Below are 24,981 nucleotides of genomic sequence, written 5' to 3'. Positions count from 1 at the left end.
TGCGCCGTTGCGCTGTAAAATACGCGGAAAACCCGCAGGGGTAGCGTTTCACTTCATCTTTATGCAATCTCAATCTATACACAAGGAAAGAACATGATCAAAGTTGGCATCGTCGGCGGCACTGGATACACGGGCGTGGAATTGCTGCGCTTGCTGGCTACCCATCCAGATGTTGAGTTGACGGCGATTACCTCGCGCAAGGAAGATGGCTTGCCCGTTGCTGACATGTATCCTTCCCTGCGTGGCCACGTCAAACTGGCGTTTACTTCGCCGGACAAGGCGAATCTGGAACAGTGCGACGTGGTCTTCTTTGCCACCCCGCATGGTGTTGCCATGGCGCAAGCACCAGCCTTGCTGGCCGCCGGCGTGAAAGTCATCGACCTGGCCGCCGACTTCCGCCTGAAAGACCAGGCCAAGTTCGAGCAATGGTACAAGATTCCCCATACGGCCCCGGAGCTGATCGAGCAGGCCGTGTATGGCTTGCCGGAACTGAACCGCGAAGACATTAAAAAAGCCAGCCTGATCGCCAACCCCGGTTGCTATCCGACCACCATGCAACTGGGCTTTTACCCGCTGCTCAAGGCGGGCCTCGTCAACGCCGGCGGCTTGATCGCCGACTGCAAGTCGGGCGTGTCCGGCGCCGGCCGCAAGGCGGAAATCGGCATCCTGTTTTCGGAAAGCAGCGACAGCTTCAAGGCCTACGGCGTGGCCGGTCACCGCCACCTGCCGGAAACGACGGCGCAATTGCAGCGTTTCACGGACGACAAAGTGGGGCTGACCTTCACGCCGCACCTGGTGCCGATGATCCGCGGCATGCACTCGACCCTGTACGCGCAGCTGAACAAGGATGTCAGCAATGAAGAATTGCAATCCTTGTTCGAAGAGCAATACAAGGATGAGCCTTTCGTCGACGTGATGCCATTCGGCTCGCACCCGGAAACGCGCTCCACGCGCGGCTCGAACATGCTGCGCCTGGCCTTGCACCGTCCCGAAGGCGGCAATACCGTCATCGTGCTGGTGGTGCAGGATAACCTGGTCAAGGGCGCATCGGGCCAGGCCGTGCAGTGCATGAACTTGATGTTTGGATTGAAAGAAACGGCCGGCTTGCAACATATCGCCTTGCTGCCATAAAAATAGGCAGCCGTGCTTGCGCAGGTGCGGCGCCTTTTTGCCGGACCTGTGCTAAATTGGACTGCCACGTACACCAACAGGATGACGTTCATGTTCGAGCGCAACGCGAAAAACCCCATCGACACCCTGATCGGCGCCTCCACGCGGATCGAGGGCGACTTGCTGTTTTGCGGCGGCTTGCGCATCGATGGCCATGTGCGCGGCAATGTCACGGGCGAGCCGGGCGAGCTCACGCATGTGGTGCTGGGCGAGGCGGGGCGCATTGATGGCGAAGTGCGCTGCTCCAGCCTGGTCGTCAGCGGCGAGATCAATGGCCCCGTGTATGTGTCTGAAATGCTTGAAATCCAGCCGAAAGCCCGCATTGTAGGGGAGGTGTATTACAAGGTGCTGGAAATGCACAGCGGCGCCTTGGTGCAAGGAAAGCTCAGTCGCCACGACAGCGCCGACCCCGTGCTGCACCTGGCCGTGTCGGAAATGTGAGCAGGAACAACACCGCCCAGCGGCATCAGCGGCGGCCGCAGCGCGAGTTGTGCCAACAGTCTATAATGAGGCTATGTTTTCTGAGGAGTCTGAAATGAATGCAGTCGCTGAAATGCAAGATGTGATCCCTTCGCCTATCATCTTTACCGATAGCGCCGCCGAAAAAGTCGCGCAGCTGATCGAGGAAGAAGGCAATCCCGACCTGAAATTGCGCGTCTTCGTGCAGGGTGGCGGCTGTTCCGGCTTCCAGTACGGCTTCACCTTCGACGAAATCGTCAACGAAGATGACACCACCATGGTCAAGAACGGCGTCCAGTTGTTGATCGATTCCATGAGCTACCAGTATCTGGTCGGCGCGGAAATCGATTACAAGGATGACCTGGAAGGCGCGCAGTTCGTGATCAAGAATCCGACGGCGACGTCTACCTGTGGTTGCGGTTCTTCGTTCTCGGTATAAAGTAGTTTTACCGGAATGTAAAAATAGCGGATCATCGATCCGCTATTTGTGTTTCTACATCCTCTCAACGCGGATACAGCGCACCCAGTACGCGTAAGCCCTGCGCACCCGTCACGGCCGGCAAGTTGCCTGGTTTACGCTGCGTAAAGCGCCAGGCCAGCCAGGCAAACGCCAGCGCCTCGACCTGGCTGGGCGCCACGCCCAAGGCTTGCGTAGACTCTACCGCCATGCCCGGCAATGCAGCGGCCAGCGCTGCCATCAAGCTGGCGTTCTGCGCGCCGCCGCCACATACATACACGGTTTCCGCCTGCGCCCCGTCGCGCGCGATGGCATGCGCCAGGCTGGCGGCCGTCAGTTGCGTCAGGGTGGCCTGCACGTCGGCAGCTGTGGCATGCGGATAGTTGCGCAGCTTGTCCTGCAGCCAGTCGGCATGGAACAGGTCACGGCCCGTGCTTTTCGGCGCCGGCAAGTCAAAATAGGCTTCATTGAGCAATTCCGCCAGCAGGGCAGGCAAGACTTTACCCGTGGCGGCCCAGGCGCCGTTGGCGTCATACGGCTGTCCCAGGTGCCGCAGGGCCCAGCCATCCATCAGCGCATTGCCGGGGCCCGTGTCGTAGCCCGTCACCGTGCCGTCCGCGTGCAGCACGCTGATATTGCTGATGCCGCCGATATTGGCCAGCACGCGCGTGTGGCCGGGTAAATTGAAAATGGCCTGGTGAAAAGCGGGCACCAGCGGCGCGCCCTGGCCGCCGGCCGCCACGTCGCGGCTGCGCAAGTCGGCGATGACATCGATACCCGTCAGTTCGGCCAGCAGGGCCGGGTTGTTCAACTGGCGCGTAAAGCCCAGTTCGGGGCGGTGGCGGATGGTCTGGCCATGCGCGCCGATGGCGGCGATGGCGTCCGGTCCGATGCCCGCGTCGCTCAACAGCAGGGCGACGCAGTCGGCGTAATGGCGTACCAGTTGATTGGCCGCCAGCGCTTCGCGTTCGATTTCATTCTGGCCGGCACTTTGCAATGCCATCAGGTCAACGCGCAGGCTGGCGGGGAAGGGAATATACGCATCGCCCAGGCTGCGCACGCCGCCATCGTCGGAAAAGTCGACCAGGGCGCCGTCGACGCCGTCCAGGCTGGTGCCCGACATCAAACCGATATACAGCATGGGTGTTTCCTTGAGTGCGTCAGTGATGGGTGCATTGTGCCGCATTTTCCGGCGGACATAAAACAAAGGCACCGGCCATTTGCATGGGCGGTGCCTTTATATGTTGCCAGAAGGTAATTTCGTTTAACGCGACGCCAGTGCCGTGTCGTTCGGACGCAGCAGGGTGAAGCGGTGCATCATGTCGGCCGAAACCATGCGGAAGCGGCTCAGCTCGGCAGCCGTCAGCGGCGCCTGGGCTTGTACATTCAGCTTGCTTGGATCTTGTGCCACGCCGCCGACGCGGAATTCATAGTGCAAATGGGCGCCCGTGGACCAGCCGGTGGTGCCGACGTAGCCGATCACATCGCCCTGGCTGACTATCTGGCCTTTTTTCAGGCCCGAAGCGAAGCGGCTCATGTGGGCGTAGGCGGTGGTGTAGTTGGCCCAGTGTTTCAGGACAACAACATTGCCGTAGCCGTTTTGGCTGCCGACGGAATCGACCACGCCGTCGCCCGAGGCGCGGATGGGGGTGCCCGTCGCTGCAGCGAAATCGATGCCCTTGTGCGCTTTCCAGTTGCCGGAAATCGGGTGCACGCGCATGGAGAAGCCGGACGAGATGCGGGAGAATTCGAGGGGGGATTTCAGGAAGGCTTTTTTGAGGGACTTGCCGTCAAAACTGTAGTAACCGCCGCCTTGCTTGCTGGCTGGGTCTTCGAACCAAACGGACTGGTAAGTCGTGCCGCGGTTGGTGAATTCACCGGCCAGGATACGGCCCGCTCGGACGAATTCGCCATCTTGCCAGAACGTTTCGTAGACGACATTGAATGCGTCGCCGCGTTTCAGGTCGGAGCGGAAGTCGATATTGGTGGAGAACATTTCCACGATTTGCGCGGAAATCGAATCTGGCAGGCGGGTGCCGTCCAGGCTGGAGTCGGTGGCGGCGAACAGGGTGGAAGTAATCTTGCGCGCGTGCATTTCAACGCGGCGTTCCAGCTGGGCTGCCACTTCCGTGGCCACGAACTTGTCGCCCTTGCGGGTGATCAGGATGTTCTTGACCGACTTGTCCGTGCCATCGACGAGGGTGGCGCGCATCCAGTTGAGGTCGCCGTTTTCGGTCGTTTGCGCTTGCACGCGCTTGCCCGATTTCAGCAACATCACGCCGCGCGCGATCTTGTCGGTCTTGATGAAATTGGCAGCCGCCGGATCATCCACGCCGAGACGGGTCAGCAGGGTGGCGAGGGTATCGCCGGCGCGGACTTTTTCTTCGTGGGTGAAATTCTGGTCTACCTGTTCCATCGCGGAAATTTGCGAAGTGAGATCAGGCATTTCCAGGTTCTGGGCTATGGACGTGACCGGCAAGTCGGATGCGTCGGGCGCCATGGGCGATACAGCGACTGCGCCGAAGGCGGCCACGGCGAGCAGCACTGCCGACGCGCCGATAATGCGTGCCTTGCGTGTCGTCGTCAGCTGTGTGTACAAGCGTGAGCCTGTGATTTTATGTATAGGGTTCATGCAATCAGTTAAAATTTGCCCTTGAACGTGACCTGAACTAATGCTCTTTGTTATTGTTATTTTGGTTCGTTTTCATACGGCAAGATTGATGGGATCGAGCATTATAACAAACTCCGCAAACCTACTACCATTTTGAGATTTATAGTCAAATTTTATGGAAATCAACACCACCGCATCGCCTGCCAAGGCTAACGCCGCTCAGACCGCACTTCCACTGTCGGACAGAGTACAAGAAGCCCTCGCGATTACCAAGCGTGGCGTCGACGAACTCTTGATCGAAAGCGAATTTGCGCAAAAATTAGCGCGCTCCGAGAAAACCGGTGTTCCACTGCGCATCAAACTGGGCCTGGACCCGACTGCACCCGACTTGCATCTGGGTCACACTGTCGTACTGAACAAGATGCGCCAGCTGCAAAACCTGGGCCATCAAGTCATTTTCCTCATCGGCGACTTCACTTCCATGATCGGCGACCCTTCGGGCCGCAACGTCACGCGTCCGCCTTTGACCAAGGAACAGATCGAGATTAACGCGATGACGTATTTCGCGCAAGCATCTTTAGTGCTGGATGCCAGCAAGACGGAAATCCGCTATAACTCCGAGTGGTGCGATCCGCTGGGCGCGCGCGGCATCATCCAGCTCGCTTCCCACTACACGGTGGCGCGCATGATCGAGCGCGACGACTTCACCAAACGCTTCCAGGGCGGCATTCCTATTTCCGTGCATGAATTCCTGTATCCGCTGATGCAAGGCTACGATTCGGTGGCCCTGAAATCGGACCTGGAACTGGGCGGCACCGACCAGAAGTTCAACCTGCTGGTGGGCCGCGAACTGCAAAAGCAGTACGGACAGGAGCAGCAATGTATTTTGACCATGCCGCTGCTGGAAGGTTTGGACGGCGTGGAAAAAATGTCCAAGTCGAAGAATAACTACATCGGCATCACGGAACCGGGCAACACCATGTTCGCCAAGCTGATGAGCATTTCCGACGTCATGATGTGGCGCTACTACGAGCTGCTGTCGTGGCGCTCGATCGCCGAACTGGCCCAGCTGAAGAGCGAAGTGGAAGGCGGACGCAATCCGCGCGACACCAAGGTTGCACTGGCGCAAGAGATCGTCGCCCGTTTCCACTCGCAGCAGGCGGCCGAAGATGCGCTGGCAGACTTCGTCAACCGCTCGAAGGGCGGCATTCCCGACGATATCCCGGCAGTGACCCTGGCTGGCGCGCCGCTGGGCATCCCGCAATTGCTGAAACAAGCGGGCCTGTGCCCATCGACGTCGGAAGCCATGCGCAAGATCGACCAGGGCGGCGTGCGCATCGACGGCACCGTCATCAGCGACAAGGGCTTGCAAGTGGCGGCAGGCGAATTCGTGTTGCAAGTTGGCAAGCGCAGTTTCGCGCGCGTCACCTTGACAGCATGATCGCGCTGCTGCAGAGAGTCACGCAGGCGAAAGTCGACGTTGCCGGCGCCACTATCGGCGCCATCGACGCCGGCCTGATGGTGCTGGTGTGCGCCGAGCGCGGCGATACGGAAAAGGAAGCGGACGCCTTGCTGACCAAGCTGCTCGGCTATCGCGTGTTTGCCGACGAAGCGGGCAAGATGAACCGCAGCGTGACGGACGTGGCCGGCGGCTTGCTGCTGGTGCCCCAGTTCACCCTGGCGGCCGATACCAAGTCCGGCACGCGCCCGTCGTTTACGCCAGCGGCCGCGCCGCAGGACGGCTTGCGCCTGTTCACGCATTTCGTGGAGCAGGCGCGCCACCGCCATGCGAACGTGCAAACGGGACAGTTTGGCGCCGACATGCAGGTGTCGCTGACGAATGATGGCCCCGTCACCTTCTGGCTACAAGTGAACGCAAAACAATAACGATAAAGAGGAGCAAGCGATGAAATTGTGGAGCGAGACGTTTCGTGATGGCGGCCTGATGCCGGCCGAGTATGCCTTTGCCGAGATCGATCCGGCCAGCCGCGTGCGCCTCGCCGGCAACCGCAATCCCCATCTGGCCTGGGACGAGGTGCCGAACGGCACCGAGTCGCTGGCCCTGTTCTGCATCGACCCCGATGCGCCGCAAGACGCCAGCCTGGCCAACCGCGACGACCAAGCCTTGCCGCTGACGGCGCCGCGCAGCGATTTTTATCACTGGAGCTTGCTCGACTTGCCGCCCGCCATGCGGGTTGTTGCCGCCGGGGAGTTTTCCAGCGGCATCACGCCGCGCGGCAAGGCGGCCGCTACTGGCAATGGGCTGCGCCAAGGCTTGAATGACTACACGGGCTGGTTTGCCGGCGATCCTGACATGGCCGGCGACTATTACGGTTATGATGGTCCGTGCCCGCCGTGGAATGACGAGCGCATCCACCACTACATTTTCCGCCTGTATGCGCTCGACGTGCCAAAGTTGGCCTTGCCCGAACGTTTTACGGGGCAGCAAGCCCATGCCGCACTCTACGGCCACATCCTCGACGAAGCGCAGCTCGTCGTTGCCTACTCGCTCAACCCCGAGCTGGCACTTACCCTGAAGAAATAAAGCATGAGCACCACGATCTTACTGATACGCCATGGCGAAACGGCCTGGAATGCGGGCCGCCGCCTGCAGGGCCATATCGACATCGCCCTGAACGAGGCGGGCCTGGCGCAAGCTTGCGCGCTGGGGCAGGCGCTGGCCGATGAGCCGCTGGCCGCCATCCTCGCCAGCGATCTGCAGCGCGCGCAGCAAACGGCGCAAGCCGTGGCCGATGTGAAAGACTTGCCCGTGCAGACGGACCCCTTGCTGCGCGAGCGCTGCTACGGCGCTTTCGAAGGCTTGCTGTATGCCGATATTGCCGCGCGCTATCCGCACGAGTATGCGCAATGGCAATCGCGGCAGATCGATGCCGTGATGCCGTCGGGCGAGCGCGACGCCGAGAGTTTCCGCCAGTTCTATGCGCGCGCGAACGGCGCCATCGCCCGCTGGGCCGAACGCTATGACGGCCAGACGATCGCCATCGTGGCGCATGGCGGCGTGCTCGAATGTGCTTACCGCGAGGCGGTCGGCATGACGCTCGACAGTCCACGCGACTTCCAGGTGAAAAATGCCAGCGTCAACCGTTTTTCGTATGCGGACGGCAAGCTGCATTTAGTGCACTGGGGAAATATCGAACATCTGAGCGCCCCCGCGATGGACGAGCTGGGCTAAGCGGCCCCATTGTCACTCCGACGCACTGATCCAAAAAAATAGTGCTTATTAATTAGGCAGGGAATCGGTTAAAATAGCAGGTTCCTCCGTCCATTCCAGGTTCTTCAGTGCAAATCGGCCCTCACATTCTGCGCAACAACGTTTTCGTCGCCCCCATGGCGGGCGTGACGGATCGGCCTTTCCGCCAGTTGTGCAAGCAGCTCGGTGCCGGCTATGCCGTGTCGGAGATGGCGGCGTCGAATCCGCGCCTGTGGGCGACGGAAAAAAGCGCGCGCCGCACGGACCATGAAGGCGAAATGGAGCCGAAAGCCGTGCAAATCGCCGGCGCCGATCCGCAAGACCTGGCCGACTGCGCCAGGTTCAACGTGGACCGGGGCGCGCAGATCATCGACATCAACATGGGTTGCCCCGTGAAGAAGGTGTGCAACAGCTGGTGCGGTTCGGCCCTGCTGCAAAACGAAAGCCTGGTCGAAAAGATCTTGCATGCCGTCGTCAATGCTGTCGACGTGCCCGTCACCCTGAAATTTCGCACGGGTTGGAACCGCGAAAACAAGAATGCCCTGAAAATCGCCCGCATCGCCGAGCAAGCCGGCATCCAGATGCTGACCTTGCACGGCCGCACGCGCGCCGATGGCTACAAGGGCGATGCCGAATATGAAACCATTGCCGCGGTGAAAGCATCGGTGGGCATCCCCGTGGTGGCCAATGGCGACATTACTACTCCTCAGAAGGCCCGCTTTGTGCTGGATCAAACGGGCGCCGATGCCGTCATGATCGGCCGCGCGGCGCAGGGCCGGCCGTGGATTTGCCGCGAGATCGACCATTTCCTGCGCACGGGCACTTTGTTGCCAGCGCCGTACGTGGATGAAGTGCGCACCTTGATGGACGAGCATTTGCGCGCCCATTACGCGTTTTATGGCGAATTTCTAGGCGTGCGCACGGCGCGCAAGCACATCGGCTGGTATGTCAAGGATCTGGAAGGCGGCGAGGCGTTCCGACAGCAAATGAACTTGCTGGAGTCGACGGACGCGCAATTGCTGGCCGTCGATCAATTTTTTGAGTCGCAATGGAAATTTGGCGAACGGTTACAATACCGCCTCTCCGAATCGAGTGAAAGTGGCCTGATCGATGTGATCAAACCTACGGCCACGGCAGCATGAGCAGATAGCAACAAGCAGGGTAAATCAGTTACCAGCAGTACAAGGGCGAGCGCCTATACAGAGCGTCATGCAATATTAATTACAACACCGAGGCAAGAGGGCAGCACGCGGACCGCATGAGCGGCGCGGCGCCGGATGGCCAGGTGTTCAGCCGGTTGAAGCATAAAAATGAGCAAAGAAAGCATTCAGGAAGTCGTACAGAAAAGTCTAGAAGATTACTTCAATGACCTGGGCGAACAGCAAGCGTCGAATATCTATGACATGGTCGTGCTGACCGTGGAAAAGCCCATCCTGGAAGTCGTGATGACACGCGCCGATGGCAACCAGTCGCACGCCGCGCAGATGCTGGGCATCAACCGCAATACCCTGCGCAAGAAATTGCAGGAGCACGGTTTGCTGTAATGCCGGCATGCAAGTGACGCCAAGATTTGAATCCGCCGCCGCTTCGGTCAGATGACCGAGCGGTGCCATTCGCCAAGAACACTTAACCACCTAGCCACAGCCATGATCAAACAAGCTCTCCTCTCGGTTTCCGACAAGACCGGCGTTCTCGAATTCGCCCGTGCCCTGTCCGCCCTCGGCGTCAACCTCCTGTCCACCGGCGGCACCGCCAAATTGCTGGCAGACAACGGTGTTCCCGTCACGGAAGTTGCCGATTACACGGGTTTCCCGGAGATGCTCGATGGCCGTGTGAAGACGCTGCACCCGAAAGTGCACGGCGGTATCCTGGCGCGCCGCGATTTCCCTGAGCACATGTCGAAACTGGTCGAGCACGACATGCCGACCATCGACATGGTGGTGGTCAACCTGTACCCGTTCCAGGGCACGGTCGCCAAGGCCGATTGCACGCTGGAAGACGCGATCGAAAACATCGATATCGGCGGCCCGACCATGCTGCGTTCGGCAGCCAAGAACCACAAGGACGTGGTCGTCATCTGCGATCCGACCGACTACGACGCGGTGCTGGCGGAGCTGCGCTCGGCCGACGGCACGGCCGGTACGGTCAGCTACGACACCAAGTTCATGCTGGCGAAAAAAGTCTTTGCGCACACGGCGCAATACGATGGCGCCATCACCAACTACCTGACCAGCCTGGGCCCGACGAAAGTGCACGCCGAGCGCGGCGCTTATCCGCAAGTGTTGAATGTTGCATTTGAGAAAGTGCAAGACATGCGCTACGGTGAGAATCCACACCAGAGCGCCGCCTTCTACCGCGACCTGGTCACCATCGATGGCGCGCTGGCCAACTACCGCCAACTGCAAGGCAAGGAATTGTCGTACAACAACATCGCCGATGCCGATGCGGCCTGGGAATGCGTGAAGAGCCTGGGCGGCTTCGAGCAAAGCGCCGCCTGCGTCATCGTCAAGCACGCGAACCCATGCGGCGTCGCCCTGGGCAAGAATGCGGCTGAAGCCTATGCGCGCGCCCTGCAGACAGACCCGACTTCCGCGTTTGGCGGCATCATCGCTTTTAATACCGAACTGGACGGCGCCACCGCCGGCGAAATCGCCAAGTTGTTCGTCGAAGTGCTGATCGCCCCATCGTTCTCCGCCGAAGCGAAACAGATTCTGTCGAGCAAGCAAAACGTGCGCATGCTGGAAATTCCGCTGGGCAGCGGCGTCAACGCCATGGACTTCAAGCGCGTCGGTGGCGGCTTGCTGGTGCAATCGCCGGACGCGAAAAACGTCGGTATCGGCGACTTGCGCGTGGTCAGCAAGCTGCAGCCGACACCGCAGCAATTGTCCGACCTGATGTTCGCCTGGAAAGTGGCGAAATTCGTCAAGTCGAACGCCATCGTCTTCTGCGGCAATAACATGACCTTGGGCGTGGGCGCTGGCCAGATGAGCCGCATCGACTCGGCCCGCATCGCCTCGATCAAGGCGCAAAACGCGGGCCTGTCGCTGACCGGTTCCGTGGTGGCGTCGGACGCCTTCTTCCCGTTCCGCGACGGCCTCGACGTCGTCGTCGATGCGGGCGCGACCTGCGTCATCCACCCGGGCGGCTCCATGCGCGACCAGGAAGTGATCGATGCGGCGGACGAGCGCGGCGTCGTCATGCTGTACACGGGCACGCGTCACTTCCGTCATTAATAAGGCGGCCTAAACCTACGGCGCGGCGCGGGGCGCGGCCTGCGATGCTCACTGTGCTCTAAGTAGGTCGCAATAAATTATTGTGATTTCTGACTTCCATAACCGACGCTCTGCGGTGTTGCCCGCTGCTAGCAGTGCTCGCACTGCGTCGCAGCGGGCGCCTTGCAGAGCATCCGGTTCTGTTCGTCATAACTTCACAATAATTTCCCACGCCCTACTTAGCACAGTTGCGCTTCTCGGCCACGCCGCATCGCCGCTCGCTACGGTTTATCCCACCTTATTGAAAGGTGGCCAAACGGCAGGCACTGGTTATTCACCGGTGCCTGCCGTATTCATTATAGAATCTTGCGATGATTATTCTTGGCATCGATCCTGGCCTGCGCACGACGGGCTTTGGGGTCATTGAAAAACACGGCAACAAGCTGCGCTATATCGCGTCGGGCACCGTCAAGACGGGTTCCGAAGGGGAATTGCCGCCGCGCCTGAAGATCATCCTGCAGGGCGTGAGTGAAATTGTCGGCACCTACCAGCCCGACTGCGCCGCCATCGAAAAAGTGTTTGTCAACGTCAATCCCCAATCGACCTTGCTGCTGGGCCAGGCGCGCGGCGCGGCCATTTGCGCGCTGGTCCACGCCGACCTGTCGGTGGCCGAGTACACGGCGCTGCAAGTGAAACAGGCCGTCACGGGGCACGGCAAGGCGGCCAAGGAGCAGGTGCAGGACATGGTTTCCCGGCTGTTGTCACTGCCCGGCTTGCCCGGTACGGATGCGGCCGATGCGCTGGGCGTGGCCATTTGCCACGCCAACAGCATCGATGCGCTGGCCATGCTCGGCGCGCTGGCCCCCCAATTGCAGGGCTTGCGCATGAAGCGCGGCCGTCTCGTTGGATAAAGCAGCACTCTGAAATTTAACATTAGGAACACGCGATGATAGGTCGTCTCTCCGGTATTTTGCTTGAAAAGAATCCGCCACAATTGCTGGTCGATTGCCAGGGCGTCGGCTATGAAGTCGACGTGCCGATGAGCACCTTTTACAACCTGCCCCACGTGGGCGAAAAAGTCGTGCTGTTTACGCACCAGGCCATCCGCGAAGATGCGCACCTGCTGTTTGGCTTCGGCAATGCGGCCGAGCGCGCCGTGTTCCGCCAGTTGATCAAGATCACGGGCGTGGGCGCGCGCATGGCGCTGTCGATTCTCTCCGGCATGACGATTGCCGACCTGGCGCAGGCGATCACCCTGCAGGATTCCGGCCGCCTGGTGAAAGTGCCGGGCATCGGCAAGAAGACGGCCGAACGCCTGCTGCTGGAACTGAAGGGCAAGATCGGTGCGGATCTCGGCCCGCTTGGCGCACACGCTGCGCCCGATACGCAGTCCGATATCCTCAATGCTCTGCTGGCGCTGGGCTACTCGGACAAGGAAGCAATGGCGGCCGTGAAAAACGTGCCGGCCAGCAGTGGCGTGTCGGACGGCATCAAACTGGCGCTGAAAGCGCTGTCGAAAGGCTGATAACGCATGAGCATCCAGACCGACAGCTTCACGGAACAGCGCATCATCGACGCGGCGCCCATCTCGCATAACGAAGAGGCGATCGAACGGGCTTTGCGCCCCAAGCAGCTCGACGAGTATGTGGGGCAGGAAAAGATCCGCGACCAGCTGGAAATCTTCATCACGGCCGCGCGCCAGCGCAAGGAAGCGCTCGATCACACCTTGCTGTTCGGCCCGCCGGGCCTGGGCAAGACGACGCTGGCGCACATCATCGCGCGCGAAATGGGCGTCAATTTGCGCCAGACGTCCGGCCCCGTGCTGGAGCGCCCGGGCGACCTGGCGGCGATTTTGACGAATCTGGAAGCGAACGACGTCCTGTTCATCGATGAAATCCACCGCCTGTCGCCTGTCGTGGAAGAAATCCTGTATCCAGCGCTTGAGGATTATCAAATCGATATCATGATCGGCGAAGGCCCGGCCGCCCGTTCCGTGAAACTCGATCTGCAACCGTTCACCCTGGTCGGCGCCACCACGCGCGCCGGCATGCTGACGAACCCGCTGCGCGACCGCTTCGGCATCGTCGCGCGGCTGGAGTTTTATAACACGAGCGAACTGACGAAGATCGTCACGCGCAGCGCCGCCTTGCTGAAAGCCCCGATCGACCCGGAAGGCGCGCACGAAATCGCCCAGCGCGCGCGCGGCACGCCTCGCATCGCCAACCGCCTGCTGCGCCGCGTGCGCGATTTCGCGGAAGTCAAAAGCAATGGCGAGATCACCAAGGTGGTGGCCGACCGCGCGCTGGCCATGCTCGACGTCGATTCCGCCGGTTTCGACGTGATGGACCGTAAATTGCTCGAAGCCGTGCTGTTCAAGTTCGGCGGCGGCCCCGTCGGCATCGGCAACCTGGCGGCCGCCATCGGCGAAGCGGCCGATACCATCGAAGACGTGCTGGAACCGTATCTGATCCAGCAAGGTTTCTTGCAGCGCACGCCGCGTGGCCGGGTCGCCACGCCGGCCGCCTATCTGCACTTCGGCGTCAGCGCGCCGCGCATGGGTCCGGGCGGCGAAGCGTGGGAACTGTGATGGCGGACGGCAGCCAACAGGCTATCCAAGGCATGCAGATCTGGATCGACGCCGATGCCTGTCCCGTCGTCATCAAGGAAATTTTGTACCGCGTGGCCGACCGCCTGGAGTTGCCGCTCACCCTGGTCGCCAACCAGGGCTTGCGCGTGCCGCCGTCGCGTTTTATCCGCACCGTGCAAGTACCGTCCGGTGCGGACGTGGCTGACCAGGAAATCGTGCGTTTGCTCAATCCCGGCGACCTCGTCATCACGGGCGACATCCCGCTGGCGGCCGACGTGCTGGCCAAGGGCGGCTTTGCGCTGAACCCGCGCGGCGAGTTTTATACGAAAGATAATATCGCCCAGCAACTGACGATGCGCGCCTTCATGGAAGAATTGCGCAGCGGCGGCGTCGACACGGGCGGCCCGGCCGCCTTCAGCCAGTCGGACCGGCAGCAGTTCGCCAACAGCCTGGACCGGCATCTGAGCAAGCATCATCGCAAGCCGGCGCCAGCGCCATAATCGATGGACGAAAAAAAAACCGGCAAGCCGGTTTTTTTATGCGCGTAAAACTTAACGCATGACTTTTCTCGTGCCCACCACTTCCACCGTTACGCGGCGGTTCTTGGCGCGGCCGGCGGCACTCGTGTTGTCGGCCACGGGCTGCTTTTCGCCCTTGCCTTCCGTGTAGACGCGGCTCGTCTCGACACCTTGCGCCACCAGGTAAGCCTTGACGGCTTCGGCGCGGCGCTGCGACAGCTTCTGGTTGTAGGCGTCGGAACCGACGGCATCCGTATGGCCGACCGTGACGATCACTTCCAGGTCCATGCCGCTCAACTGGCCAACCAATTGGTCCAGCGCCGCCTTGCCTTGCGGCTTGAGCGTCGATTGATCGAAATCAAACAGCGCTTCGGAAGCAAACGACACTTTTTCCGAGACGGGCGCTGGCGCCGGCTTCACCTCGGCCACAGGGGCCGGCATGGTTTCGCTGATGGGCGGCAATGCCGCTGGCACCGGCTGGTAGGCTGGCGTGGCGCTGGCCGGGCGGCCCAGTTTATACACGAGGCTGACGGAATACAGGTCGGCATCGCCGCGGTTGCCGACGGCGTCGTTCAGGCGGTAACGCTCGACTTCGCCGCGCAGGGCCAGCGCTTCGCTGAACTTGTATTCGAGGCCCAGGCCCAGCTTGGCGTTGAGCTTGCGTTCGCTGGCATGCGTGTTCGTCGAACCCAGCAGGCGGTTGCCGCTGAATTCCGTGTTGGTCTTCGTGTAATGCATGCCGACACGGCCCAGCAAGGACAGGCGCTGCGACAGCGGCAGCTGGCCCAGCAAGTCCAGGTTCACGCCGCGAAAGCCCGCTTGCCCGTTCAGCACGCCATTGCCGCTGGTGGTCGACTTGAAGTCGAACTTGCCCAGGTCAAAGTAACCGGCTTCCACGGCGAAATACTGGTTCAGTTGCCGGCCGACAAACAATTTATAGCCGGTGTCGCGCTGGTCCTTGGTAAAGCCGGTGACCGTTTCGCCGTTGGCGGCCAGGCTGGCGCGCAGGCGCGGTTCGTCGATGGTGGCGCGCGACTGGCCCACGCCCGCGCCGATGTACCAGGCGCTGTTGGCCCAGTCCGGGTTGATGAAGGTGTTGTCCTGCGCCTGCGCCGATTGGGTTGCCAGCAAGGCGCCGGCCATCACGCTCAGGGCGCCCAGTGTGTGTGCGATCGTCATGGTCATGTCCCGTTTATTTGGTGATCTGGTTGTTGCGCAGGGTGACGGCAGCGGCCGTCAGCACGCGGCCATTGAGCAGGGTCGTGTTGTCGCCCACCGTGATGGCGGCCGACTGGCCCAGGATATTGCCCTTGAAGACGCTGTTGGCGGCCAGGGTGGTCGGGCCGACGGGCAGCCAGCTGACGTTGTCGGCCGTGGCGCCATTGTTCAGGGCAACGATGGAGTTGACGGTCGAATCGAGCGTCAATGCCGTGCGGAAGATGTACACGCCGGGACCGTTCAGGGTCAGGGTGCCCGTGATGCTGATGGCGCCCGCATAGCAATACACGCCGGGACCGAAGGTCTGGCCGCCCAGGTCGATGCCGCCGGCAAAGCTGACGTCGCAGGTCCGGCTATTGCCGTCCGTGATCGCCGCTTGCAAATCCGTCATCGCGCCGGCCAGGATGGCGCCCGATTTGTAGTTATTGAAACCGGCCGCCTGGGTCGGATCGACCGTTTGCGATGGCGCACCGACGTCGCCCGTGATCAGGGTGGTGCCGCCCGAATTGTTGGTGATCGAGGTGCCTGCCAGTACGCCGAACGGTGCCGCGCGGCCCAGGATGATCGGGTTGAGGACGGGCGGGATGACTACCGCAGTGACAGTCAGCAGCGCGCTGCCCGACTTGCCGCCGGCCGTGGCCGTGATATTGCTGGTGCCGGCCGTGATGCCAGTGGCGATGCCCGTGTTCAATACCGTGGCGGTGGCGATGGTGCCCGAAGTCCAGCTGGCGCCGTTGGTGATGATGGCGTTCGAGCTATCGGAATAGGTTGCCGTGGCAACGAATTGCTGCTGGGTACCGACAGCGATGCTGGCGGTGGCTGGCGTGACGGCGATGCTGACGATGGTGGCGGCAGGCACGGTGACGGTAGTGCTGGCCGTCTTGCCGTTGAAGCTGGCATTCATGACGCTGGAACCAAAGGCGACGCCGGTGACGAGGCCATTGCTGGCGACGCTGGCGAAAGCGGGCGTGACGGCAAGGAAGCTGCTGCCGGCCGTGACGTCAGCGGTGCTGTTGTCCGAGTAGGTGGCAATGACGGCCAGCTGGCGCGTCGCGGCCACTGACACGATGGGGTTTTGCGGCGTGACGGCGATCGACAGCAAGGTGGCCGGTTTGACGGTCAAGACCGTACTGGCCGTGAGCGTGCCCGTGGTGGCGGTGATCTGCGTCGTGCCGGCAACCTTGCCCAGTGCCAGGCCGCCAGCGGCGATGCTGGCCGTGGCTGGCGTCGCCGAGGCAAATGTCGACACGGCCGTGACGTCGCGCGTGGTGCCGTCGCTGAAGCTGCCCGTCACCGCAAATTGCTGCGTGGCGCCGATGGCGATGGCTGGCGTGAGCGGCGTGATGGCGATGGCTCGCAAGGTGGCGGGCGAGACGGTCAACTGGGCCGCTGCGCTCTTGCCGCCGAACGCGGCGCTGATGCTGCTGTTGCCGGCAACGATGCCGCTGCTCAAGCCCGTGCCCGCATTGACGGTCGCGCTGGCCGGCGTGGCCGACGTCCAGGTCGCCTTGGCGCTGACGTCTTGCGAAGAGCCGTCGCTATATGTGGCGATGGCCGTGAATTGCTGACCGGCGCCGATGGCGACCGTCGCCGTGGCTGGCGTGACGGCCAGGCTGGACAAGGTGGCAGCCGGCAAGCCGAGGATGGGATCGCGTCCCTGGTCGCCGCCGCCGCAACCGGCGAGGGCGGCCATGGCCAGCAGCCCTGCCGAGACGAGCAAGGGGTTCAGATATCGTTTGAAGAGGTTCATGTGTTTCCTTTGTGCATGGCAGTCACTGCCGGGCATCCGCGGATGAGGTCATCCGGCAGAGCCATGTCGCCCTTCGCTACAGGGCGATGGCGTCACAGGCATGCACTATTTCATTTAGGAAACTGGAGGTATGTGCGCTGGCGCGCTTAGCTTGTCGGCAATTGGAAAACTGTTCAAAAAGGAATGATTCGGCCTGAAAAACAACGGCCGTGTGCGGAAAACAGACACAAAAAAGCCGGCGCGGGCCGGCTTAGGTCGGGCAGGGCGTGCCTTGCTTACTCTGCGCGCACCCACGTCTGCGAGCGGCCAAACATCGGCACGCCGACATAGCCGCGCACTTGCAGCTTGGTGCCGCCTTCAATCAGTTCGGCCTTGCTCTTGTAGGTCTTGCCATTGGCCGGGTCCGTGATTTCGCCGCCCGTCCATTCCTTGCCGTCATATTTCAGGCCGGACAGGATCACCATGCCGACGATGGGCTGGTCCTTGTTGGCGCCCGTGCACTTGTCGCACTTGGGATTTTGATCTTCGTCAGGACCGCGGAACAGCTTGTCGATCTTGCCTTGCAAGACGCCGTTGTTTTCCGTGATGACGATGAGCGATTTCGGCTTGCCACTGGCGTCGTCGATGGTTTTCCACGTACCGACGGGGGTGTAGTTGCCGTCGCGCGCGATGGCGCTGCAGGCGATGGCCAGGGCGGCCATCATGATGCTTGCTGTGATGCTTGCTTTGAATATTGTATGCATTGCCAGTCTCCAATGGTTTTTTTGATCGGGTCACGAACAGTTATATACCAAGGCAAGACCAGGAGTGCTGCGCGGCGTCACTGGGACGGCCGCGCAATCCTTCCAAACTTGCCTTATGCGCTGGCTAGTTTAGCAAACTGTTCGCGCATTTTTTCAATTGTGGCCGAAAAACTGAGCAAACGCTCGTTTTCTTGCGCAACGATGGCGGCCGGGGCGCGCGCGACGAAGCTTTCATTGCCTAATTTGCTATTAACTTTGGCAATTTCCGCTTCGATACGGGCGATTTCCTTGCCCAGGCGCTCGCGTTCGGCGGCCACGTCGATTTCCACTTTCAGCATCAGCTTGGTGGTGCCGACGATGGCGACGGCGGCAGGCGAGTCCGGCAGCGCATCGACGATCTGCACCTCGGCCAGTTTGCCCAGCGACTGGATGTACGGTGCGTACGAGGTCAGCGCGGCCTTTTCCGTCGCATTGCCCGCTTCGACGATCAGCGGCACGCGCACCGATGGCGAGATTTGCATTTCGCCGCGCAGGTTGCGCGTCGCGTCCGTCAAAGCTTTCAGCTGCTGCATCCACGCTTCGGCCGACTCGTCGATCTTGTCGGTGTTGGCGATCGGATACGGTTGCATCATGATCGAATCACCCTCTGGCTTGAGCGTCTTGCCGGCCAATGGCGCCACCGTCTGCCACAACGCTTCCGTGACGAACGGGATGATCGGATGGGCCAGGCGCAGCACCACTTCCAGCACGCGCAGCAGGGTGTGGCGGGTGGCGCGCTGCTGGCCTTCCGTACCTTGTTGCACTTGCACCTTGGCCACTTCCAGGTACCAGTCGCAATATTCGTCCCAGACGAATTTGTAGATGGTGGCGGCGATATTGTCGAAACGGAAGTCTTCAAAGCCCTTGGCCACGTCCAGTTCAGCGCGTTGCAGCAAGGAGATGATCCACTTGTCCGCCTGCGACAGGTCGGCGTCGTTCGGCGTGCAATCCTTGCCTTCCGTATTCATCATGACGAAACGGGTGGCGTTCCACATCTTGTTGCAGAAGTTGCGGTAGCCTTCGCAGCGGCCCAGGTCGAAATTGATGTTGCGGCCCAGCGAGGCATAGCTGGCCATGGTGAAGCGCACGGCGTCCGTGCCGTAGGCCGAAATGCCGTCCGGGAATTCCTTGCGCGTCGCCTTGGTGATCTTTTCCGCGTCGCGCGGGTTCATCAGGCCCGTGGTGCGCTTGACGATCAAGCCTTCCAGGTCGATGCCGTCGATCAGGTCGATCGGGTCCAGCGTGTTGCCCTTCGACTTGGACATTTTCTGCCCTGTCGAATCGCGCACCAGGCCGTGCACGTAGACGGTTTCAAACGGCACCTTGCCCGTGAAGTGCGCCGTCATCATGACCATGCGCGCGACCCAGAAGAAGATGATGTCGAAACCCGTCACCAGCACGGACGACGGCAGGAAAGCCTTCATGTCCGGCGTTTCTTCAGGCCAACCCATGGTCGAGAACGGCACCAGGGCCGACGAGAACCACGTGTCGAGCACGTCGTCGTCGCGCTTCAACGGACCCGTGCTGCCGGCGGCCAGTGCTTTCGCTTCCGCTTCGGCTTGCGTCTTGGCAACGAAGATATTGCCGGCGTCGTCGTACCACGCCGGAATCTGATGGCCCCACCACAGCTGGCGCGAGATGCACCAGTCCTGGATGTTGTTGAGCCACTGGTTGTAGGTGGTGCTCCAGTTTTCCGGCACGAACTTGATTTCGCCATTGGCGACCTTGTCCAGCGCCGTTTCCGCGATCGACTTGCCTGGGAAGAAGGTGCCTTCCGGGGCCGGTTTGCTCATGGCGACGAACCACTGGTCCGTCAGCATCGGTTCGATGACGACGCCCGTGCGGTCGCCGCGCGGCACCATCAGCTTGTGCGGCTTGACCTGTTCCAGCAAGCCTTGCGCGTCGAGGTCGGCGACGATCTGCTTGCGCGCGGCGAAGCGGTCCAGGCCCCGATACGCTGCCGGCGCGTCGTCGGTGATCTTCGCGTCCAGGGTCAGGATGACGATCTGCGCCAGTTTGTGGCGCTGGCCGACGGCGTAATCGTTCATGTCATGCGCCGGGGTGATCTTCACGCAACCGGTGCCGAATTCCTTGTCGACGTATTCGTCGGCGATGATGGGGATTTCGCGGTCCGTCAGCGGGAGTTTGAGCATCTTGCCCACCAGCGCCGCGTAGCGCTCGTCCGTCGGATCGACGGCCACAGCGACGTCGCCCAGCATGGTTTCAGGACGCGTGGTGGCCACCGTCAGGAAGCCGCTGCCATCGACCAGCGGGTACTTGATGTACCACATCGAGCCGTCTTCTTCCTCGGACACCACTTCCAGGTCGGACACAGCCGTGCCCAGCACGGGATCCCAGTTCACCAGGCGCTTGCCGCGGTAGATCAGGCCTTGCTCGAACAGGCGCACGAAGACGTCGGTGACGACTTTCGAGCGCGGTTCGTCCATCGTGAAGTATTCGCGCTGCCAGTCGGCCGAAGCGCCCAGGCGGCGCATCTGCCCGGTGATGATGGAACCGGATTTTTCTTTCCATTCCCACACTTTTTCCACGAATTTTTCGCGGCCCAGGTCATGGCGCGAAATCTTTTGCGCGTCCAGCTGGCGTTGCACGACGATTTGCGTGGCGATGCCCGCGTGGTCGGTGCCGGGTATCCAGGCCGTGTTGTGGCCCAGCATGCGGTGGTAGCGGGTCAGGCCATCCATGATGGTCTGGTTGAACGCATGGCCCATGTGCAGGGTGCCGGTGACGTTCGGCGGCGGCAACTGGATGCTGAAGGAAGGTTTTCCCGCATCGAGGGTGGCGGTAAAGTAACCGCGCTGTTCCCACTCGGTGCGCCAGAATTGTTCAATGTCGGCGGGCTCGAAAGACTTGGCTAATTCCATGATTTGGCGTGTGATTGGCAAAAGGAACCATTATAAGGGGTGCATAAAGCATGCGCACCAAATAGCGGGCCTGGATGGCCCGAAAAGCCGCGCACGATTGCGCAATATTGCTGCATTGTATTTTTTTAAAGCTATCATCTTTGCAACATTATTTGAAAGCTCAGGCAATCATGAAAAAATTGTGGCAATTGGCCGTGCTCGGCGCCGGATGGGCTGCCGGAGGCGCGTGCGCCGGCATCCCGGAAGGGATGGCATTGTTCCAGCGCGGGCGCTGCGTTGACGCCGCGGCCCAATTGCGCGGCCCGGCACTGGGCGGCAATATCAAGGCGCAAAAGGTTCTCGGCGATATCTACATGGGCGAGCAGCGATGTTCGGACCTGGCGCGCAGCGATGCCGATGCCGGGCGCTGGTATCTGCTGGCTGCCAACGGTGGCGATCGCCTTGCGCAGGAGAAACTGGTTTCCTTGTATACGAGCTGGTCGGGCAGCATGCAGGATCCAGCGCGCGCGCTGCCCTGGCTGCGCCGCCTGGCGTCGCAGGGCGCCGGCGAACCGATGGCGCAACTGGCGCAAATGTATGAACGGGGCGAAGGCGTGCCGGTCGACAGGGTGGTGTCGTATGCGCTCAGGCTGCTGGCGCTGCAAGACAAGGAATGGCGCGGCGCGGCCGAGCTGGAGACATCTCTGCCGGCGCGCCGCCGCGCGATGTCGCCGGACCAGGTCGACGAGGCGCAGCGTCTGGCCAAGCGCTGGAAGCGCGGCGCGCCCCTGCCGGCGACGTCGCTGACGGGACGGCGCGCGCCCGAGCAGTGGTATCGCCGCGCCGCCGAGGGCGGCGACATGGACGCCGCCTACCAGTTGGGCATGCTGTGCTGCAACGAGGCAGGCGGCCTCGATGACATGCAGGCCGCCCGCTGGCTGCGCAAGGCCGCCGAAAGCGGCAACGCCAAGGCCCAGCTGCAGCTGGCCGTGATGTACGGCATGGATCGGGGCGTGCCGCAGGACTATGTGCTCGCTTCCATGCTGAGCCAGCTGGCGGCGGCGGGCGGGGAGCCGGGGGCCGCCGCCAGTGTGGCGGGCTGGGCAAAGGCGATGAATGCGGCGCAAAACGCCGAGGCGGATCAGCTGGCGCGGGCGTGGAAGGTGGGCATGCCGCTGCCGCAGGTCTCGGTGCACGGCATGGAGCGGGTGATCCATTATGTGCGCGAGGCGCGCGACAAGCTGCCGCCGACGCCCGAGGTGAGGGCGCTGTTCGACGCCGCCAGCGAGGGCGATGAAGCCGCCTTCGGCAAACTGCTCGCCGGCGTCGCCCTGCCGGGCGCCTACCGGATCGGCGAGCGCACCTTGCTGCACGCCTTGATCTTGCCCGCGTACAGCCTGGTCGAAGCCGAATCAGCATGGCAGAAGGCGCAACCGCGTCTGGACGACCCTCTGCTGCAACAGGTGCGGCGGCGGGCGCACCGCGAGGCGCAACGCGCGCGGCACGCCGCGCTGCTGCCCGCCAGGCTGCGCATGATGACGCTGCTGTTGCAGCGCGGCGTGCCGGTCGGCGAAGGCACCGGGGGCAGTAGCGTCGCGCCCCTGCATCTGGCGGCCATGTACGGCAACGCCGCGATGGTGCGCCTGTTGCTGGCCCATGGCGCCGATGTGCGGCACTACGGCGCCGGAAATGAAACGCTGGCGCCGCTGGAATACGCGCTGCAGCAGGAAGATGCGGGTACTCTGCCGGAATTGCTCGACGCGGATGAGCGTACGGCGAACATGATCGCCTTGCTGGACGCAGGTTCGGGCATGCCCTATCTGGTGGGCGATCAGCGCATGGCGGAGCTGCGCCATTCACAGAAAAAGACGGCGAAAGACGGCGCGGCGCGGCCAGCCGAGCGGCCGCTGGCCGATCACATGCTCTGGAGCCGCTTGCTGGGCATGACGCGTGGCACCGAAGTGCTCGATAAAATGCTGGCCACCGGCACCACGCCGTCTATCGACGACAATGGCAAGTCGCTGTACGCCTACGCCGCCGAAGCGGGCAACGCCGGCGCGCTGGACTGGCTCAAGCAGCGCGTGCCCCGGCATGATGCGAAGGGAAGGGACCGCTGGCTCGATGCCGCGATGCGCGCCATGTACAACCACCAGCCGGCGTCCGAGGACGTGCTGCGCCAGCTGGTGATGCCCGGCATGCCATGGCAGCAAGCCGGTCCCGCAGCCGAAGGGTTGCACATGAGAGCGCTGGCGACGCTCGATGCGCTGCACCTGGAAACGGAGACGCTGCTGTGGCATGCGGTGCGCAGCCAGCGACCAGACTGGGTCGCCCGCCTGGCCGCGATGGGCGCGTCCGTCGTCAGCGATGGTGATCGCCCGCCCTTGCTGGCGGCCGTCGAAAATAGCGACGCGGCGATGGTCAAGCTGTTGCTGGGCCTGGGCGCCGATCCGCTGGGCGGCGAGTTCCCCGTATTGAAGATGGCGCTGAAACTGCCGCCGACGCCGGACAATAATGCCGTGCTGTCATTGCTGCTGGCGGCCGTCGCGGCGCGCCAGCCGCCGACCGCCATCGAGTGGTCGCCGCTGGACGAGGCGCTGCGTGCCGTGCGCGATGCGGCCGGCGTCGAGCGGATACGCCTGATGCTGGCGGCCGGCTTGCCGGCCAGCCAGTTGAGCAATAAGGCCGCCATGCTCGCCGTGCGGTCGCGGCAGCGCGCACTGGCGCCGCTGTTGCTGGAACACGGCATGTTGCGGCGCGCCGACGGTGAGCGGCGCGCGCCGGACGATGCGGTGGTGCTGCAGCAGGCGCTGCGCGCGCAGCGCGACGACCTGCTGCCGCGCCTGCTGGACCTGGGGCTGGACCCGAACTGGCGCGGCGCCAATCAGAAGAGCGCGCTGGAACAGGCCATTCTCAACGGCGATACCGGGGCCGTGCGCCTGTTTATCGCGCGCGGCGCGCGCATCGATGACAGCTCAGGGTACCCATGGGGTGGTGCGCTGGACCTGGCTGCCGCCAGCCTCAATCCCGCTATGCTGGCCCTCGTCACGCGCCACTGGACGCTGTCGCTGGACAAGGTATGCCTGCCGGACACGCTGAACCTGGTCAACATCGCCTTGCACGCATCCGATGCGTATTGGGACTTGTTGCTCAAGCATGGCTTTGCCGCCGCGCCGCAACAGTGCGACCCCGGCATGGCGCCGCGCCTGATCGCCGCCTTTGCCGATGAGCCGAAGCATATGCTTGCCGGCTGGCTGGGCCAGCGCTTTGCTGCGCGCCTGCCGCGTCTGGCCGGCAGCCTGCGCCAACTCGCGCCCCAGGACTGGAGCGCGCTGCGCGCCGCGGGGTGCGATGACATGCTGGCCATCCTGGCGGCGGGCGGCTGGCGGGTGCCGCCCGCCAAGGTTGCCGCTGCGCCCGCGCACAAGGACAAGGCTGCCGACCTGGCGCTGCAACGGCGCTTGCCGGGACGCTATGCGCTGGGGCGCAGGACCGAGGTCGCGTCGCAGATCGTGCTGCGCGCCGACGGGCGTTTCAGTTACCGGATGCTGTACGGTGCCGATGAGCAAGCGGCGCAGGGACGCTGGTCGGTGCTGGACGGCGAGCTGCTGCTGCGGGGCGATGGGGCGTCGCCCGATGCGCCCTTTGCGCTGTTGCCGCCGCGCCCCGGCGACGCCACTACCGGTCCGGCCCGCATCATCGTCGAATATCGCGGCGAGGCCGTGCCCGATATCGCTCTGGCGGCGTTGGGCGATGCGCCCGCGTTGGCCCAGGGCGTCAGCGGCAAGCAGCCGTGGCAGGTGCCGTTGGCCGGGCCGCTACGCCACCTGGTGCTGTCTCATCCGGAAACAGGCTTTGCCACGGTGAAGCTGCCGGCCCGTCAAGGCCTGTTGCGTTTTGCGCTGTATCCGCCGCACTTGGGCATGCGCGATTTCCACGCCGTCATCGGCATCGAGGATGACAAACTGGCCTGGGATCGCGACGGGCAAATGTTGTCGTACGACAAGGTGAAATGAACGCAGCCGCATGGCCGTGTTTTGGCGGCCTGGCGAGTCGTTTTCCCGCAACAGAACGGGGAAAGCGGTGTCGCCGATGCTATAATGCCGGCCTCGGCGCCTCCTGCCCCATCCTTGCGGACGGCGCCAGCA

Annotated in this window: 21 protein-coding genes; 15 read left to right on the top strand and 6 right to left on the bottom strand. The window is 62.4% G+C overall.

Annotated features, from left to right (window positions below):
* The first annotated feature begins 93 nt into the window (after positions 1-93).
* The 3 genes from argC to erpA all read left to right on the top strand — a co-directional run bounded on the left by argC (position 94) and on the right by erpA (position 2,068).
* Positions 94-1,131 carry an N-acetyl-gamma-glutamyl-phosphate reductase gene (argC, locus tag KY494_RS14020; protein ID WP_219891340.1) on the top strand — a complete coding sequence of 346 codons (1,038 nt, stop codon included), beginning with the start codon at positions 94-96 and terminating at the stop codon, positions 1,129-1,131.
* Between the two features lie 90 nt (positions 1,132-1,221).
* Entirely contained in the window at positions 1,222-1,611 is a 390-nt protein-coding gene (locus KY494_RS14015; RefSeq protein ID WP_219891339.1) for a polymer-forming cytoskeletal protein, read from the top strand.
* Between the two features lie 94 nt (positions 1,612-1,705).
* Positions 1,706-2,068, top strand: a complete 363-nt coding sequence (erpA, locus tag KY494_RS14010) for an iron-sulfur cluster insertion protein ErpA (protein ID WP_029496047.1) — start codon at positions 1,706-1,708, stop codon at positions 2,066-2,068.
* Positions 2,069-2,132: 64 nt separating this feature from the next.
* Here erpA and KY494_RS14005 read toward each other — a convergent pair whose 3' ends face one another.
* Positions 2,133-3,227 carry an anhydro-N-acetylmuramic acid kinase gene (locus KY494_RS14005; RefSeq protein ID WP_219891338.1) on the bottom strand — a complete coding sequence of 365 codons (1,095 nt, stop codon included), beginning with the start codon at positions 3,225-3,227 and terminating at the stop codon, positions 2,133-2,135.
* Positions 3,228-3,350: 123 nt separating this feature from the next.
* Entirely contained in the window at positions 3,351-4,718 is a 1,368-nt protein-coding gene (locus KY494_RS14000) for a M23 family metallopeptidase (RefSeq protein ID WP_219891337.1), read from the bottom strand.
* Between the two features lie 154 nt (positions 4,719-4,872).
* Between KY494_RS14000 and tyrS the strand changes: the two genes are divergently transcribed.
* From tyrS to KY494_RS13945, 11 genes are all read left to right on the top strand, one after another.
* Entirely contained in the window at positions 4,873-6,138 is a 1,266-nt protein-coding gene (tyrS, locus tag KY494_RS13995; RefSeq protein ID WP_219891336.1) for a tyrosine--tRNA ligase, read from the top strand.
* A complete protein-coding gene (dtd, locus tag KY494_RS13990; RefSeq protein WP_219891335.1) occupies positions 6,135-6,584 on the top strand; it encodes a D-aminoacyl-tRNA deacylase in 450 nt (149 codons plus the stop codon). Before tyrS ends, dtd begins: the two co-directional genes overlap by 4 nt.
* A 19-nt stretch (positions 6,585-6,603) precedes the next feature.
* Positions 6,604-7,242: a YbhB/YbcL family Raf kinase inhibitor-like protein gene (locus tag KY494_RS13985; protein ID WP_219891334.1), complete on the top strand. Its 639-nt coding sequence runs from the start codon at positions 6,604-6,606 to the stop codon at positions 7,240-7,242.
* A gap of 3 nt (positions 7,243-7,245) precedes the next feature.
* The gene (locus KY494_RS13980) at positions 7,246-7,890 is read left to right on the top strand and encodes a histidine phosphatase family protein (protein ID WP_219891333.1); all 645 of its coding nucleotides are present in this window, start codon (positions 7,246-7,248) and stop codon (positions 7,888-7,890) included.
* 155 nt (positions 7,891-8,045) lie between these two features.
* Positions 8,046-9,050 carry a tRNA dihydrouridine synthase DusB gene (gene dusB, locus KY494_RS13975; RefSeq protein WP_375143484.1) on the top strand — a complete coding sequence of 335 codons (1,005 nt, stop codon included), beginning with the start codon at positions 8,046-8,048 and terminating at the stop codon, positions 9,048-9,050.
* A 168-nt stretch (positions 9,051-9,218) separates the two neighbouring features.
* Positions 9,219-9,452: a helix-turn-helix domain-containing protein gene (locus KY494_RS13970; RefSeq protein WP_008445162.1), complete on the top strand. Its 234-nt coding sequence runs from the start codon at positions 9,219-9,221 to the stop codon at positions 9,450-9,452.
* A gap of 102 nt (positions 9,453-9,554) precedes the next feature.
* Positions 9,555-11,141 carry a bifunctional phosphoribosylaminoimidazolecarboxamide formyltransferase/IMP cyclohydrolase gene (gene purH, locus KY494_RS13965; protein ID WP_102123178.1) on the top strand — a complete coding sequence of 529 codons (1,587 nt, stop codon included), beginning with the start codon at positions 9,555-9,557 and terminating at the stop codon, positions 11,139-11,141.
* Between the two features lie 350 nt (positions 11,142-11,491).
* Positions 11,492-12,031, top strand: a complete 540-nt coding sequence (ruvC, locus tag KY494_RS13960; RefSeq protein WP_141171710.1) for a crossover junction endodeoxyribonuclease RuvC — start codon at positions 11,492-11,494, stop codon at positions 12,029-12,031.
* Positions 12,032-12,066: 35 nt separating this feature from the next.
* The gene (gene ruvA / locus KY494_RS13955; protein ID WP_219891332.1) at positions 12,067-12,645 is read left to right on the top strand and encodes a Holliday junction branch migration protein RuvA; all 579 of its coding nucleotides are present in this window, start codon (positions 12,067-12,069) and stop codon (positions 12,643-12,645) included.
* A 6-nt stretch (positions 12,646-12,651) separates the two neighbouring features.
* Positions 12,652-13,707, top strand: coding sequence for a Holliday junction branch migration DNA helicase RuvB (gene ruvB, locus KY494_RS13950; RefSeq protein ID WP_219134989.1), 1,056 nt, complete (start codon positions 12,652-12,654; stop codon positions 13,705-13,707).
* Positions 13,708-13,739: 32 nt separating this feature from the next.
* Complete coding sequence (locus tag KY494_RS13945) at positions 13,740-14,207, top strand: YaiI/YqxD family protein (protein WP_219134990.1); 468 nt, start codon at positions 13,740-13,742, stop codon at positions 14,205-14,207.
* 51 nt (positions 14,208-14,258) lie between these two features.
* Here KY494_RS13945 and KY494_RS13940 read toward each other — a convergent pair whose 3' ends face one another.
* The 4 genes from KY494_RS13940 to KY494_RS13925 form a co-directional block, all read right to left on the bottom strand.
* On the bottom strand, positions 14,259-15,404 hold the full coding sequence (locus tag KY494_RS13940) for an OmpA family protein (protein WP_219891331.1): 1,146 nt from the start codon (positions 15,402-15,404) through the stop codon (positions 14,259-14,261).
* A gap of 13 nt (positions 15,405-15,417) precedes the next feature.
* Entirely contained in the window at positions 15,418-17,193 is a 1,776-nt protein-coding gene (locus tag KY494_RS13935) for an ice-binding family protein (protein ID WP_258194868.1), read from the bottom strand.
* A 275-nt stretch (positions 17,194-17,468) separates the two neighbouring features.
* Complete coding sequence (locus KY494_RS13930; protein WP_375143483.1) at positions 17,469-17,897, bottom strand: DUF2147 domain-containing protein; 429 nt, start codon at positions 17,895-17,897, stop codon at positions 17,469-17,471.
* A gap of 152 nt (positions 17,898-18,049) precedes the next feature.
* Complete coding sequence (locus tag KY494_RS13925; protein WP_219891329.1) at positions 18,050-20,857, bottom strand: valine--tRNA ligase; 2,808 nt, start codon at positions 20,855-20,857, stop codon at positions 18,050-18,052.
* 170 nt (positions 20,858-21,027) lie between these two features.
* Between KY494_RS13925 and KY494_RS13920 the strand changes: the two genes are divergently transcribed.
* On the top strand, positions 21,028-24,849 hold the full coding sequence (locus KY494_RS13920) for a tetratricopeptide repeat protein (protein WP_219891328.1): 3,822 nt from the start codon (positions 21,028-21,030) through the stop codon (positions 24,847-24,849).
* The last annotated feature ends 132 nt before the right edge of the window (positions 24,850-24,981 follow it).

This window comes from Janthinobacterium sp. PAMC25594 (assembly GCF_019443505.1).
Classification (GTDB): Bacteria; Pseudomonadota; Gammaproteobacteria; order Burkholderiales; family Burkholderiaceae_D; genus Janthinobacterium.
Note: the sequence above shows the minus strand (reverse complement) of the source record. Positions and strands in the feature narration are given on the sequence as shown.

Excerpts from the sequence above, each read along its gene's own strand:
- ruvB (WP_219134989.1), top strand. The coding sequence starts at position 12,652 with ATGAGCATCCAGACCGACAGCTTCACGGAACAGCGCATCATCGACGCG.
- dtd (WP_219891335.1), top strand. The coding sequence starts at position 6,135 with ATGATCGCGCTGCTGCAGAGAGTCACGCAGGCGAAAGTCGACGTTGCC.
- KY494_RS13945 (WP_219134990.1), top strand. The coding sequence starts at position 13,740 with ATGCAGATCTGGATCGACGCCGATGCCTGTCCCGTCGTCATCAAGGAA.
- KY494_RS13925 (WP_219891329.1), bottom strand. The coding sequence starts at position 20,857 with ATGGAATTAGCCAAGTCTTTCGAGCCCGCCGACATTGAACAATTCTGG.
- argC (WP_219891340.1), top strand. The coding sequence starts at position 94 with ATGATCAAAGTTGGCATCGTCGGCGGCACTGGATACACGGGCGTGGAA.
- erpA (WP_029496047.1), top strand. The coding sequence starts at position 1,706 with ATGAATGCAGTCGCTGAAATGCAAGATGTGATCCCTTCGCCTATCATC.
- ruvC (WP_141171710.1), top strand. The coding sequence starts at position 11,492 with ATGATTATTCTTGGCATCGATCCTGGCCTGCGCACGACGGGCTTTGGG.
- dusB (WP_375143484.1), top strand. The coding sequence starts at position 8,046 with ATGGCGGGCGTGACGGATCGGCCTTTCCGCCAGTTGTGCAAGCAGCTC.
- KY494_RS13940 (WP_219891331.1), bottom strand. The coding sequence starts at position 15,404 with ATGACGATCGCACACACACTGGGCGCCCTGAGCGTGATGGCCGGCGCC.
- tyrS (WP_219891336.1), top strand. The coding sequence starts at position 4,873 with ATGGAAATCAACACCACCGCATCGCCTGCCAAGGCTAACGCCGCTCAG.
- KY494_RS13985 (WP_219891334.1), top strand. The coding sequence starts at position 6,604 with ATGAAATTGTGGAGCGAGACGTTTCGTGATGGCGGCCTGATGCCGGCC.
- KY494_RS14000 (WP_219891337.1), bottom strand. The coding sequence starts at position 4,718 with ATGAACCCTATACATAAAATCACAGGCTCACGCTTGTACACACAGCTG.
- KY494_RS13920 (WP_219891328.1), top strand. The coding sequence starts at position 21,028 with ATGAAAAAATTGTGGCAATTGGCCGTGCTCGGCGCCGGATGGGCTGCC.
- KY494_RS13930 (WP_375143483.1), bottom strand. The coding sequence starts at position 17,897 with ATGATGGCCGCCCTGGCCATCGCCTGCAGCGCCATCGCGCGCGACGGC.
- ruvA (WP_219891332.1), top strand. The coding sequence starts at position 12,067 with ATGATAGGTCGTCTCTCCGGTATTTTGCTTGAAAAGAATCCGCCACAA.
- KY494_RS14005 (WP_219891338.1), bottom strand. The coding sequence starts at position 3,227 with ATGCTGTATATCGGTTTGATGTCGGGCACCAGCCTGGACGGCGTCGAC.
- purH (WP_102123178.1), top strand. The coding sequence starts at position 9,555 with ATGATCAAACAAGCTCTCCTCTCGGTTTCCGACAAGACCGGCGTTCTC.
- KY494_RS13970 (WP_008445162.1), top strand. The coding sequence starts at position 9,219 with ATGAGCAAAGAAAGCATTCAGGAAGTCGTACAGAAAAGTCTAGAAGAT.
- KY494_RS13935 (WP_258194868.1), bottom strand. The coding sequence starts at position 17,193 with ATGAACCTCTTCAAACGATATCTGAACCCCTTGCTCGTCTCGGCAGGG.
- KY494_RS13980 (WP_219891333.1), top strand. The coding sequence starts at position 7,246 with ATGAGCACCACGATCTTACTGATACGCCATGGCGAAACGGCCTGGAAT.
- KY494_RS14015 (WP_219891339.1), top strand. The coding sequence starts at position 1,222 with ATGTTCGAGCGCAACGCGAAAAACCCCATCGACACCCTGATCGGCGCC.